At 61.9% G+C, this 12238-nt stretch carries 12 protein-coding genes; 7 read left to right on the top strand and 5 right to left on the bottom strand.

The window, feature by feature from the left end:
* Nucleotides 1–41 precede the first annotated feature (41 nt).
* Nucleotides 42–659, top strand: a complete 618-nt coding sequence (locus PHF15_RS07080; RefSeq protein WP_300120004.1) for a ParA family protein — start codon at nucleotides 42–44, stop codon at nucleotides 657–659.
* A gap of 20 nt (nucleotides 660–679) precedes the next feature.
* On the opposite strand, the gene PHF15_RS07075 is transcribed toward PHF15_RS07080, so the two are convergent.
* Nucleotides 680–3676 carry a DNA topoisomerase III gene (locus PHF15_RS07075; protein WP_300120003.1) on the bottom strand — a complete coding sequence of 999 codons (2997 nt, stop codon included), beginning with the start codon at nucleotides 3674–3676 and terminating at the stop codon, nucleotides 680–682.
* A 99-nt stretch (nucleotides 3677–3775) separates the two neighbouring features.
* Here PHF15_RS07075 and PHF15_RS07070 point away from each other — a divergent pair, with 99 nt between their 5' ends.
* The 3 genes from PHF15_RS07070 to PHF15_RS07060 are packed head-to-tail and all read left to right on the top strand — an operon-like array spanning nucleotide 3776 to nucleotide 5526.
* Entirely contained in the window at nucleotides 3776–4246 is a 471-nt protein-coding gene (locus PHF15_RS07070; RefSeq protein WP_300120002.1) for an SET domain-containing protein-lysine N-methyltransferase, read from the top strand.
* 3 nt (nucleotides 4247–4249) lie between these two features.
* Entirely contained in the window at nucleotides 4250–5089 is an 840-nt protein-coding gene (locus tag PHF15_RS07065; RefSeq protein WP_300120000.1) for a biotin--[acetyl-CoA-carboxylase] ligase, read from the top strand.
* A complete protein-coding gene (locus PHF15_RS07060; RefSeq protein ID WP_300119999.1) occupies nucleotides 5086–5526 on the top strand; it encodes a hypothetical protein in 441 nt (146 codons plus the stop codon). The genes PHF15_RS07065 and PHF15_RS07060 overlap by 4 nt, the downstream gene beginning before the upstream one ends.
* Here PHF15_RS07060 and PHF15_RS07055 read toward each other — a convergent pair.
* The 3 genes from PHF15_RS07055 to PHF15_RS07045 form a co-directional block, all read right to left on the bottom strand.
* Nucleotides 5523–6971: a sensor histidine kinase gene (locus tag PHF15_RS07055; protein WP_300119998.1), complete on the bottom strand. Its 1449-nt coding sequence runs from the start codon at nucleotides 6969–6971 to the stop codon at nucleotides 5523–5525. The genes PHF15_RS07060 and PHF15_RS07055 overlap by 4 nt on opposite strands.
* A 12-nt stretch (nucleotides 6972–6983) precedes the next feature.
* Nucleotides 6984–7658, bottom strand: a complete 675-nt coding sequence (locus PHF15_RS07050) for a response regulator transcription factor (RefSeq protein WP_300119997.1) — start codon at nucleotides 7656–7658, stop codon at nucleotides 6984–6986.
* A 68-nt stretch (nucleotides 7659–7726) separates the two neighbouring features.
* Nucleotides 7727–8200, bottom strand: a complete 474-nt coding sequence (locus PHF15_RS07045; protein WP_300119996.1) for a MarR family winged helix-turn-helix transcriptional regulator — start codon at nucleotides 8198–8200, stop codon at nucleotides 7727–7729.
* 153 nt (nucleotides 8201–8353) lie between these two features.
* Here PHF15_RS07045 and recA point away from each other — a divergent pair, with 153 nt between their 5' ends.
* Together recA and recX are read left to right on the top strand one after the other, a co-directional pair.
* Complete coding sequence (recA, locus tag PHF15_RS07040) at nucleotides 8354–9436, top strand: recombinase RecA (protein ID WP_300119995.1); 1083 nt, start codon at nucleotides 8354–8356, stop codon at nucleotides 9434–9436.
* Nucleotides 9437–9512: 76 nt separating this feature from the next.
* A complete protein-coding gene (recX, locus tag PHF15_RS07035) occupies nucleotides 9513–9962 on the top strand; it encodes a recombination regulator RecX (RefSeq protein ID WP_300119994.1) in 450 nt (149 codons plus the stop codon).
* Between the two features lie 3 nt (nucleotides 9963–9965).
* Here the strand turns inward: recX and argC are convergent, their stop codons facing one another.
* Nucleotides 9966–10901 (bottom strand): N-acetyl-gamma-glutamyl-phosphate reductase, encoded by a 936-nt coding sequence (gene argC / locus PHF15_RS07030; RefSeq protein ID WP_300119993.1) that lies wholly within the window; start codon nucleotides 10899–10901, stop codon nucleotides 9966–9968.
* 158 nt (nucleotides 10902–11059) lie between these two features.
* Between argC and sucC the strand changes: the two genes are divergently transcribed.
* Nucleotides 11060–12223, top strand: a complete 1164-nt coding sequence (sucC, locus tag PHF15_RS07025; protein ID WP_300119992.1) for an ADP-forming succinate--CoA ligase subunit beta — start codon at nucleotides 11060–11062, stop codon at nucleotides 12221–12223.
* The last annotated feature ends 15 nt before the right edge of the window (nucleotides 12224–12238 follow it).

The following is a 12238-nucleotide window of genomic DNA, read 5'->3' as shown; positions in this document are numbered from 1 at the left end:
GTCGTTAACATCTGCCATTCAAATTGCAGGAGGTGTCATCCATGCCAGTGATCGTCGTCGCCAACCCCAAGGGAGGCGTGGGCAAGTCCACCCTGTCCACCCAAATCGCCGGCTATCTTGCCGGGCAAAACCATCCTGTGATGCTGGGAGATGCCGACCGCCAGCAGTCAAGCAAACTCTGGTTGTCCTTGCGCCCGGAGCAGGCGCGGCCCATTCGCAGTTGGGAACTGGGCAACGACCAGATTGCCAAGCCACCCAAGGGCACCACCCATGTGGTGCTGGACACCCCCGCAGGTTTGCACGGCAAACGACTCAAGGAAATCCTCAAGCGCGCGCACAAAGTGGTGGTGCCCCTGCAGCCCAGCGTGTTTGACATCTTCGCCACGCAGGATTTTTTGAATGAACTAGCCGAGAGCGCCCGGGCCGCCAAAATTGATATTGGCATTGTTGGCATGCGGGTCGATGAGCGCACCCGCGCCGCCGAGCAATTGCGCACTTTTGTGGAAGCCACCGGCCTGCCGGTGCTGGGCTATGTGCGCGACACGCAAAACTACGTCCAGCTGGCGGCTCGAGGCCTCACCGTGTTCGACCTGGCGTTCGAGCGCGTGGCGCGGGATCTGGCCCAGTGGCAGCCGATTTGCCGCTGGCTGGATCAATAGCGGGGTCGTTTTCCCCCACCTCACACCAAATGCTTGCCCACAATCCCGGCCAGCTCAAACATCGTCACCTGCGGTTTGCCAAAGACCGCCATCAGCTTGGCATCGGCATTGATGGCGCGCTTGTTGGTGGCATCCTGCAACTTGTTGGCCTTGATGTAGTCCCACAGCTTCTTGATGACTTGGGTGCGCGCCACGGGTTCCGCACCGATCACTGCGGCCAGGGCGGCGCTGGGTGTTGAGCCCGCGCTGCCTGCGGCGGGTGCTTTACGCGGCACTTTGGCGGTGGCTGCCTTGGCCACTTTTTTGGCTGGTGCTTTCACCGTTTTTTTCGCCGCCGCAGCCTTCGCCGTGGCACCCGCCTTGGCGGCGACTGCTGCTTTGGTCAGCGGTGTGGCTGCGGTTTTGCGCGGCGGGAATTTGCTTGGGGCAAACTCGAAGTTCACCTTGCCAGCGGCCGGGTCCCAGGCCAGCATGGCCTTGAAGGCGCGCCGGGTGCGCATGGAGACAAACTTGTCGAGCAAATCGGTCTTGCCGGTGCTCAGCAGCTTGACCATTTGCGTGCGCTCGATCGGCTGCTGGAGGATGATCTGGCCGGTTTTGAAGTCGCAGCTCGGCGTTGCCTGGGCGTCGGTGGGCACCGATTTTTCGCAGACATAATTTTTGCCATGCTCGAACACCCGCGCACCACATTTCGGGCAGGGCCCCAAGGATTCCTGGGCGGAGAAATCGATCAGTTCGCCCGATTCCTCGCCCTTCTTGTCGTCGCCAAAGTCAAATTCCAGCTTGTAGTTTTTGGTTTCCTCGTCGAACTTGATGACCATCTCGGCGGTGAATGGCCAGCCGGCCTTGGATCGGAAACCGCTCAAGGGGCCGATCTTGCGGTCGCGCAAAAACTGCTCGACCTCGGCTAGCTCGAAGGTCCGGCCCGCCGGTGTCTTGCCAAACGAAAAACCGCAGCCGTCACTTTTGCCATCGGCTCCGGTGCAGGTGTAGCGGCGGTAGTTTTCTTTCACCACGCCGCCGCAGTTGGGGCAGGGGGTGTGCAGCGTGGCGTAGTCGCCTGGCACCGTGTCGCGGTCGTATTCCTTGGCTTTCTTGACCATGCGCTCCGTCATGGCGGCAATCTCGGCCATGAAGGTCTCGCGCTTGAGCTTGCCGTGCTCCATTTGCGCCAGCTTGAATTCCCATTCGCCGGTGAGCTCGGCCTTGGTGAGTTCCTGCACGTCGAGGCCGCGCAGCAGGGTCATCAACTGGAAGGCCTTGGCGGTAGGGATCAGTTCCCGGCCCTCGCGGTGCATGTAGGCCTCCGAAATCAGGCCCTCGATGATGCTGGAGCGGGTGGCAGGTGTGCCCAGGCCTTTTTCCTGCATGGCCTCGCGCAGCTCGTCGTCTTCCACAGTTTTGCCGGCACCTTCCATGGCACCGAGCAGAGTGGCTTCGGTGTAGCGCGCCGGGGGTCGGGTTTTCAGCGCTTTGGGCTCGACCGTTTCGGCTTTGACCTGCTCGCCCGGTGCCACCGGCACCAGGTTTTGGCCCTTGTCGCCGTCTTTGCCGCCCTCGACTTCGTCAACCGCCTCCTTGCCGTAAATGGCCAGCCAGCCCGGCTTCACCAGCACCTTGCCTTCGGTCTTGAAACTGTGCTCCAGCACCTTGGAGATGCGGGTCGTGACCTGGTACTCGGCGGCCGGGAAAAAAACCGCCATGAAGCGGCGCACCACCAGGTCGTAAATCTTTTGCTCGGTTTCACTCAAGCCGTGCGGCGCTTGCAGCGTCGGGATGATGGCAAAGTGGTCGCGGACCTTGGCGTTGTCAAAAATGCGTTTGCTCGGGCGGACGTAGTTGTTGTTGAGTGCGGTGAGCGCGTGGGGTGCCAGGTGCTTCATGCCGCTACCCGCCAGCATCTCGAAGGTCTGTTTAACCACCGGCACATAGTCTTCGGGCAGCGCGCGCGAGTCGGTCCGCGGGTAGGTCAGGGCCTTGTGGCGTTCGTACAGGCTTTGCGCAATCGACAGCGTGGTCTTGGCGCTGAAACCAAATTTGCCATTGGCCTCGCGCTGCAAACTGGTCAGGTCGAACAGCAATGGCGACACCTGGGTCGTCGGCTTGCTCTCCTCCGTCACACTGGCCTGCTGGCCGCGCACGGCATCGGCAATTTGCTTTGCCTCGCGCTGCGTCCAGACGCGGTCGGCCTTGAGTTCGGCGTCCACCTCGTCGTTGCCTGCAGCTGCATTGGCAGCCGCGCGTTTCCAGCCGGGTTCGAACCACTTGGCAGGGTAGTCACCGGCCTGGGCGGCAAAAGTGGCGTGGATCTCCCAGTAGTCGCGGCTGATGAATTTGCGGATCTGTTCCTCGCGTTCCACCACCACGCTCAAGGTCGGCGTTTGCACCCGGCCCACGGTGGTCAAAAAGAAGCCGCCGTCACGCGAGTTGAAGGCGGTCAAGGCGCGCGTGCCGTTGATGCCGACCAGCCAGTCGGCCTCGCTGCGGCAGCGCGCGGCGTCGGCCAGGGGCTGCATCTGGGCGTTGCTGCGCAGCGCGTCAAAGCCGTCGCGAATCGCTTGCGGCGTCATGCTTTGCAACCACAGGCGGCTCACCGGCTTGCGCTGCGTCTTGACATGAGGTAGAGCGGCATCTTCGTTGCCGAAGGCGTACTGCTCGATCAGCCGGAAGATCAGTTCGCCCTCGCGCCCGGCGTCACAGGCGTTGATGAGCTGGCCCACATCCTTGCGCTTGGCCAGCCTGACCACGGCATTGAGCCGCGTCTTGGTCTTGTCAACGGGCTTGAGGTCGAAGTGCGGCGGAATCACCGGCAGGTGGGCAAAACTCCACTTGCCGCGTTTCACGTCAAAGGCCTCGGGCGCCTGGATTTCCACCAGGTGGCCAACCGCGCTGGTCACCACATGGGTGTCGTTCTCGAAATGCTCGTCGTGCTTCTCGAACTTGCCCGACACCGGTGTCAGGGCGCGCACGATGTCTTGCGCGACCGAAGGTTTCTCAGCAATGATCAATGTTTTCATCTGACTACAATCCATTTTCTCGCGCTCGCACGGGCGGGCGCACACAGGCAGGTGCGCACACGCGCACCCATACGAGTTCACGATACCAAATTTTCAAACGTGCCAAAAAAATCGTCCACTAATCCCCGCCGACTCCAGGTTCGCCGCTCCGGCATCCATGGCAAGGGGGTCTATGCCGTGCAGGACATTGCGGCGGGCGACACCCTGATCGAATACGTGGGCGAGGTCATCACCTGGGAAGAAGCCCAGGCGCGGCACCCGCATGACCCGCAGAACCCCAACCACACGTTTTACTTTCACATTGACGAAACCCGAGTCATCGACGCCCTGTATGGCGGCAATTCGTCGCGCTGGATCAACCATGCCTGTGATCCCAATTGCGAGGCTGACGAGGAGGATGGCCGCATTTTCATCAAGGCGCTGCGCGACATTGCCGCCGGTGAAGAGCTCAACTACGACTACGGCCTGATCATCGACGAGCGCTACACCAAAAAGCTCAAGGCTGAATATCCCTGCTGGTGCGGCGCCGCCACGTGTCGCGGCACCCTGCTGGCACCCAAGCGGCGCTAGGCGATGGCCATCACGCGCGCTCCGCTGACCCCCGTGCGCTGGCCCGCCGAGGCTATTTGGGAAGCAGTGGCCCCTGCCCTGCCGGGTTTTACCGTGGAGGTCTTGCCCGAAGTGGATTCGACCAATTCCGAGTTGATGCGCCGCGCCCGCGCCGGCCGCCCGGACCCCGTGCTGCTGGTGGCCGAGCAGCAAACCGCCGGGCGTGGCCGCATGGGGCGGCAATGGCATAGCGGCGCGCAGCCGACTGGCCAGCGGAGCCAGGCGCTGACTTTTTCATTGGGCCTGAACCTGGCCCCTGCCGACTGGTCTGGCCTGTCGCTGGCGGTGGGCTTGAGCGTGGCGCAGAGCCTGCATCCCGATATTCGCCTCAAGTGGCCCAACGACCTGTGGTGGCATGACCGCAAGCTGGCCGGCATTCTGATCGAGACCGCCAATTGGGGCGAGACCAGCGCCGGTCGTTACGTGGTGATTGGCGTCGGGCTCAACCTGCAAACCCCCGACGTGGCTGGCCTGTCCACCGCGCCGGTCGGCCTGCGTGAGTTGCTGCCCGATGTGGACGCGGCGAAGGCGTTGTCAAGTATTGCGGCACCGCTGGTGCAGAACGTGCAGAGGTTCGAGGCGTATGGTTTTGCACCTTTCCAGAGCGCTTTCAACGCCCGCGATGCACTGGCGCAAGTGCCGGTCACGCTCAGTGACGGTATGCGGGGGGTGGCGCAGGGCGTGGACGCCAGCGGCGCCCTGCGGGTGGCTGGCGCACAGGGTGTGCAGCGCATCAACAGCGCCGAGGTCAGCGTGCGCGCCCAGCCCGGCCCATGCTATTACCACTGTGAGCCCGACGCATGAAGTGGCGCACGCTTGCCTGGCTATTGCTGCTGCTCAATACCCTGTATTGGGCTTGGGGCGAGGGTTGGTTGCTGCCCTATGGTTTTGGTCCGACGCAACAGCGCGAGCCACAGCGCCTGGCGCAGCAAATTCACCCTGAGGCCATCACCGTGTTGCGCGCCGCTGAGGGGCAGCCGCCCTTGGCCGTTGCGCCTGAGCCCACTGTTTGCCTGCAATCGGGGCCGCTGAACCAGGCTCAAGCCGACGCGGTGCGCGCCCTGCTGGAAGCGTCATGGTCACCAGAAAGCTGGCTGTTGCAGGAGGTCGAGGCTGATAAAGGTTGGCGCTTGCGTTTGCCCGCCCTGGATCAAGCCCTGCAAGCGCAGTTGCCAGATCTCGGGGCTGTCATGTCCGGCCTTGTGCTTGAAGCCTGCACGGACGACGGGGCAGCCCGTTAAACCGAGTCGCTGGCATAGGCGTTGAAGCGCACGACAAAGCGTGCGCCAGCCGGAGTCTGACCAGGGTGCGTTTCTTCCAGGCTGACACTGGCGTTGTGCTGCTGGGCAATTTCGAGAACGATCGGCAGGCCCAGACCCGAGCCGTCGGCTTCGGTTCCCAGAGCTCGGTAAAAGGGCTGAAAAATCAGCTCGCGCTCCGCTTCGGGCACGCCCGGACCCGAGTCCTCGACCTGCAGCACCAGGATGTGACCGAATGGGTCGGTAAGCACGCGGACTGTGATCACGCCGGGCTTGTCCAGACTCGACGGGGTGTAGTTGATGGCGTTGTCAACCAGGTTGCGCACCATTTCCTTGAGTAGCGTGGAGTTGCCCAGCACGGTGCAGCTGGGGGTGCCGGGTTGTGTGCCTTCATAACCCAGATCAATGTGTTTTTCCAGCGCGCGGGGCACACTGTCGCGCACCACCGACATGGTCAACTCGGCCAGATCGCACACCTCGCGCGGCATGGCAGAGCCACTGCTTTCGGCTCGTGCCAACGCCAGCAACTGGTTGACGCTATGGGTGGCGCGGATGCTGGCGCGGCCGATTTGGCGCAGGTAATGCTTCAGGTCGTCGGCGCTGGCGCCTTCGCGCTGGGCGATCTCGGCTTGCATGCGGAGCCCCGCCAATGGCGTTTTGAGCTGGTGGGCGGCATCGGCGAGAAAGCGTTTTTGGGTGGCAATCGAGTCGGTCAGGCGCAACAGCAGGTCGTTCACCGAATCGACCAGGGGGGCCACCTCCACCGGCACCGCCTGCGCATCGATCGGGCTCAGGTCATCTGGCTTGCGGGCGCGGATGCGCTCCTCGAGCTGGTGCAGCGGCTTGATGGCCTGCACCAGCGCCAGCCATACTAGCAGCACGGCCAGCGGTAAAATGAAAAACTGCGGCAGCATCACGCCCTTGACGATTTCGGTAGCCAGTACCGAGCGTTTTTCCATGGTCTCGGCGACCTGCACCAGTGCCGGTCGGGTGTCCGGCCCCGAGACATTGACCCACAAATAAGCCACCTTGACGTCAAAGCCCTTGACCACGTCATCGCGCAAGCGAACCTGGTCGAGCACCACCGGCTCGACCAGCGGTGGCGACGGCAGGTCGCCCTCGCCGCTGAGCAATTCGCTGCGCGGGCCCAGCACCTGGTAATAGACCGTGTCGGAATCATCGGCGCGCAGCAATTCGCGCGCGGGGCGCGGCAGCGAAAATTTGGCGTGACCGCGCTCGACGGTGATGAGCTGCGCCATGGCGCGCACGTTGTATTCGAGGGCGCGGTCGAACGGCTTGCCGGCAATGTTTTGCGCCACCAGCCAGGTCACGACCAGGCTCAGCGGCCACACCAGCAGCAGTGGCGTGAGCATCCAGTCCAGGATCTCGCCAAACAGCGAGCGCTGCTCGCGTGGATTCATGCTCACAACAAAAAGTGATTAGCCGGGGATCTTTTCCAGGCAGTAGCCGAGTCCGCGCACGGTGGCGATGCGGATCGGGCCCTTTTCTATTTTCTTGCGCAAGCGGTGGATATAGACCTCGATGGCGTTGTTGCTCACCTCTTCGCCCCATTCGCACAGGCGCTCCACCAATTGGTCTTTGCTGACCAGCCGGCCGGCGCGCTGCAAGAGCACCTCCAGCAGACCCAGCTCGCGCGCCGACAGCTCAACCATGACGCCGTCGATGCTGGCCACGCGACCGCCCTGGTCGTAGATCAGCGGCCCGTGCTTGATGGTGCTGCTGGCCGCGCCCATGCCACGTCGGCTCAGAGCGCGCACCCGCGCTTCAAGCTCCTGCAAGCTGAAGGGCTTGGCCATGTAGTCGTCGGCGCCGTAATCGAGCCCCTTGACGCGCTCTTCGACACTGTCGGCGGCTGTCAGGATCAGCACCGGCAGCGACGACCCGCGCGCGCGCAGGCGCTTGAGCACCTCCAGGCCATGCATTCTGGGCAGTCCCAGATCCAGAATCAGCAGGTCGAACTCGGTGTTGGTCATCAAGGCTGCATCGGCCTCGCTGCCGCTGGCCACGTGATCGACGGCGGCCCCTGAACTACGCAAGGTGCGCAACAGGCCATCCGCCAGAACCTGGTCGTCTTCGGCTATCAAAATACGCATCAATGTCTCCTCGTTGGGGTCGGTCGGATTTGTGCTTCAGGCTTCATGGCGTCTTGTTTTCGGGCATTTTAGGCGGCATAGGCTTCCAGCCCGAGAAGCATGACGGTGGCCACCTCGGGACCTATCGCTGTGCGCAGTTCGGTTTGGGCTTGCGTGACAGCCTCCTGATGGGCCTGCAACCAGTTCAGGCCGGCTGGCGTGAACAGCACCAGGCAGGCGCGTGCGTCACGCGGGTCGCTTTGACGCTGCACCAGGTCCCACGCTTCGCACTGGTCCACCAGCTTGCCCATGGCCTGTTTGCTGACCCCCGCGCGTGCCGCGAGTTCGGTCAGGCGCGACCCCTCCAGCGCCAGGTGCTGGGTGATGTGCACGTGAGAGGCCATCAGGTGGCCGCGCGCCGCTAGGTTGGCCAGCGCCAGCGGCATGCGGTCGTTGGCGGCCATCAAGGTCAGCACGCGCGCGTCAAAATGTGCGGATGCCTGCGCCAGCCAATAGCCCATGTGGGTCTGGCGCCAGCGCTTGTCCGCAGTGATTTTTGTCATGTCAAAATAGTAAATCAAATTTACTAATAAATATGTTTACGGAGTTTAACAACTGAAATAAACTACTGTTCAAGCATCCAGCCTGTTGTTAATGACAGAGGATGAAAACCTTCCCGACCCGCAGCCGATCAACGTTAACCCAGGAGAGAAACCATGGACGCAACCGTCAAAGCCCCCACCCCCATCAATCCCGAAAAAGCCAAGGCGCTGCAAGTGGCGCTGGCCCAGATCGAGAAGCAGTTTGGCAAGGGCACCATCATGCGCTTGGGCGAGGGCGAGGTCATTGAAGACATCCAGGTGGTGTCCACCGGCTCGCTGGGGCTGGACATTGCGCTCGGCGTCGGTGGCCTGCCGCGCGGCCGGGTGGTGGAAATTTACGGCCCGGAGTCCAGCGGCAAAACCACCCTGACGCTGCAGGTGATTGCCGAGATGCAGAAAACCGGCGGCCAGTGCGCTTTTGTCGACGCCGAGCACGCGCTCGACATCCAGTATGCGCAAAACCTCGGCGTCAACCTGCAAGACCTGCTGATCAGCCAGCCCGATACTGGCGAGCAGGCGCTGGAAATTGTCGACAGCCTGGTGCGCTCGGGCGCGGTCGATCTGATCGTGGTGGACTCGGTGGCGGCACTGACGCCGAAGGCCGAGTTAGAGGGCGAAATGGGCGACAGCCTGCCCGGCCTGCAGGCCCGCCTGATGAGCCAGGCGCTACGCAAGCTCACCGCCCACATCAAGAAAACCAACTGCATGGTGATCTTCATCAACCAGATCCGCATGAAGATCGGCGTCATGTTCGGCAGCCCGGAAACCACCACCGGCGGCAACGCGCTCAAGTTCTACGCCTCGGTGCGGCTCGACATTCGCCGCACCGGCACCATCAAGAAAGGCGATGAGGCCATCGGCAATGAAACCAAGGTCAAAGTGGTCAAGAACAAGGTCGCACCGCCGTTCAAGACCGCCGAGTTCGACATCATGTTCGGCCAGGGCATCAGCCGCGAAGGCGAAATCATCGACATGGGCGTGACCGCCAACATCCTGGAAAAATCGGGGGCCTGGTACGCCTACAACGGTGAAAAAATTGGCCAGGGCCGGGACAACGCACGTGAATTCCTGAAAGAAAACCCGGGCCTGTCGCGTGAGATTGAAAACAAGGTGCGCGCTTCCCTGGGCATCGCCCTCATGCCCGGCGCCGAAGTGACTGAGACAACATCCAAAGCGGCAGGCAAAAAGGCCGCCTGACTGGCACGGCATCCAAAGCAGCCCAGAGCATAAAAAAATCACTGTCTTTGCGAGGAGCGCAGCGACGCGGCAATCCATGGCCTTTGACCAACCCTCTCTGAAAGGACGGGCCTTGCGCCTGCTCAGCGGCCGCGAGCACTCGCGCACCGAGCTGGAGCGCAAGCTGCAGCGCTTCGAAGAAGAGCCCGGCACATTGGCACTGGCGCTCGATGACCTGCAGGCCAAGGGCTTTATCAGCGAGCAGCGCGTGGTCGAGTCGGTGGTCAACCGGCGCGCCGCCAAATTTGGCGCGTCACGCATCAAGCAGGAATTGGAGGGCAAAGGTCTGGCGCCAGAACTGGTTGCCGAAGCCGTCACTGCGTTGCGCGCCAATGAACTGGGGCGTGCGCGCGAAGTGTGGCGAAAAAAGTTTGAACACCCGCCGCAGGATGCTGATGAACGGGCCAGACAGATGCGTTTTCTGGCCAGTCGCGGTTTTGGCGGTGACACCATCCACCGCGTGATGTCGGGCGCCGATGAAGATTGAGTTTTACAGCCCCAGCATCAACTGCAAATTTTGCACCGCTGCACCGCTGGCGCCTTTGCCCAGGTTGTCCAGCCGCGCTACCAGTACCGCATGGTGGAAACTGTCGCCTGCTGCTTGATTGGCAAAGACGCGCAGCTCCAGCCGGTTGGTGCCAGCCAGTGCCACCGCATCGAGCTTGTGATCTGCGGTGGCCGGCAAGACCTTGACCCATTCGCTGCCCGCGTAGTGCTGCGCCAGGGCGTCATGCAGGTCGTCGGCGCTGGGCCGGCCGGGCAGCAGGTCAAGGTGCAACGGCATCTGCACCAGCATGCCCTGTTTGAAGTTGCCCACGGCGGGCACAAACAAGGGTCGCCGCGTCAGGCCGGTGTAGGCCATGATTTCCGGAACGTGCTTGTGCTTCAAACCCAGTGCATACAGCTCAAATGCCGGTGCCGTGCACTGCTCGTAAGCTTCGATCATCGGTCGGCCACCGCCCGAATAGCCGCTGACCGAGGGCAAACATACAGGGAAATCAGCCGGGATCAGTCCGGCAGCGATCAACGGTCGCAGCAGCGCGATGGCCCCTGTGGCATAGCAGCCAGGGTTGGTCACGCGGTGCGCCGCCCGGATGGCCTCGCGCTGTCCCGGCTGGAGTTCGGCAAAGCCATAAACCCAACCTGGCGCGGTGCGGTGCGCGGTGGAGGCATCGATGATTTTGGGGCCAGTCTGGCCGCTGATACTGGCCAACTCGTCGATCATGGCCACCGATTCAACGGCCGCATCGTCGTGCAGGCACAGGATGACCATATCTGCTTGCGCCATCAGCTCGCGCTTGGCCAGCGGGTCTTTGCGGCGTTCAGGTGCAATGCTGATGAGTTCGATACCGGACATGGCTTGCAGCCGTTCGCGAATCTGCAGGCCGGTGGTGCCGGCTTCGCCGTCGATGAAGATTTTCAGCATGGTGAAATCAAATCCCGAAAAGTGATGTGCTTGTAAGGCTGGCAACAGATTGCCGCAATGCAGCATGATACAGTCCGCAGTTGATCCGCACGGCGTCCATGGCGTGCCCCGTTGGGCAAATCAGACGGCTATCCAATCATTTATTCCTGAGAGAGCTCATGAAAATTCACGAGTACCAAGGCAAGGAAATCTTGCGTCAAGCTGGTGTGCCAGTGCCTCGCGGCATTGCAGCGTTCACCGTTCAAGAAGCGGTGGAAGCCGCTCAAAAACTCGGCGGCCCGGTGTGGGTTGTCAAGGCGCAGATTCATGCGGGTGGTCGCGGCAAGGGCGGCGGCGTCAAACTGGCGCGCTCAATCGACGATTTGAGAAAACTCGCGGGTGAAATCTTGGGCATGCAACTGATCACACACCAAACTGGTCCCGAAGGTCAAAAAGTGCGCCGCCTGCTGATTGAAGATGGTGCCGACATCAAAAAAGAATACTACGTGTCGGCCGTGACCGACCGCGCCAGCCAGCGCGTGGCCATGATCGTGTCATCTGAGGGCGGCATGTCGATCGAAGAAGTCGCGCATGACACGCCCGAGAAAATCATCACCGAGATTGTTGACCCGGCCACCGGCCTGACCGTGGCGCAGGCCACCAAGCTGGCCAACGCCATCGGCGTACCCGCAGGTTCCACCGCGCAGGCCGTGGATGTGCTGCAAAAGGTGTACAAGGTCTATATGGACACCGATGCCTCACTGGTTGAAATCAACCCGATGATTCTCGAAGGCAACGGCAATATCAAGGCGATTGATGCCAAGTTCAACTTCGATGACAACGCGCTGTTCCGCCACCCCGAGATCGTGGCCTACCGCGACCTCGACGAAGAAGACCCGGCCGAAGTCGAAGCCAGCAAGTTCGACCTCGCCTACATCAGCCTGGACGGCAACATCGGCTGCCTCGTCAACGGCGCCGGCCTGGCCATGGCGACCATGGACACGATCAAGCTGTTTGGCGCCGAGCCTGCCAATTTTCTTGACGTGGGTGGCGGCGCCACTCCCGAGAAGGTCACTGAAGCCTTCAAGATCATGCTCAAAAACCCCAAGGTCAAGGCTATTCTGGTCAACATCTTCGGCGGCATCATGAAGTGCGACACCATTGCCACCGGCATCATCGCCGCCTGCAAGGCCACCAATCTGAATGTGCCGCTGATCGTGCGCATGAAGGGCACCAATGAAGAACTGGGCAAGAATATGCTGAAAGACAGCGGCCTGCCCATCATTTCCGTGGATACCATGGCAGAAGCTGCCCAGGCGTCCGTTAAGGCAGTTGGCCAATAAATTTGCGGGACGGAC

The sequence above is a fragment of the Rhodoferax sp. genome, assembly GCF_028689295.1.
Taxonomy (GTDB): Bacteria; Pseudomonadota; Gammaproteobacteria; order Burkholderiales; family Burkholderiaceae_C; genus Rhodoferax.
Note: the sequence above shows the minus strand (reverse complement) of the source record. Positions and strands in the feature narration are given on the sequence as shown.

Bases quoted from the DNA above. Each gene is read 5' to 3' on its own strand.
- PHF15_RS07080 (WP_300120004.1), top strand. From the start codon at position 42: ATGCCAGTGATCGTCGTCGCCAACCCCAAGGGAGGCGTGGGCAAGTCC.
- PHF15_RS07075 (WP_300120003.1), bottom strand. From the start codon at position 3,676: ATGAAAACATTGATCATTGCTGAGAAACCTTCGGTCGCGCAAGACATC.
- PHF15_RS07065 (WP_300120000.1), top strand. From the start codon at position 4,250: ATGGCCATCACGCGCGCTCCGCTGACCCCCGTGCGCTGGCCCGCCGAG.
- PHF15_RS07060 (WP_300119999.1), top strand. From the start codon at position 5,086: ATGAAGTGGCGCACGCTTGCCTGGCTATTGCTGCTGCTCAATACCCTG.
- PHF15_RS07050 (WP_300119997.1), bottom strand. From the start codon at position 7,658: ATGCGTATTTTGATAGCCGAAGACGACCAGGTTCTGGCGGATGGCCTG.
- PHF15_RS07045 (WP_300119996.1), bottom strand. From the start codon at position 8,200: ATGACAAAAATCACTGCGGACAAGCGCTGGCGCCAGACCCACATGGGC.
- recA (WP_300119995.1), top strand. From the start codon at position 8,354: ATGGACGCAACCGTCAAAGCCCCCACCCCCATCAATCCCGAAAAAGCC.
- recX (WP_300119994.1), top strand. From the start codon at position 9,513: ATGGCCTTTGACCAACCCTCTCTGAAAGGACGGGCCTTGCGCCTGCTC.
- argC (WP_300119993.1), bottom strand. From the start codon at position 10,901: ATGCTGAAAATCTTCATCGACGGCGAAGCCGGCACCACCGGCCTGCAG.
- sucC (WP_300119992.1), top strand. From the start codon at position 11,060: ATGAAAATTCACGAGTACCAAGGCAAGGAAATCTTGCGTCAAGCTGGT.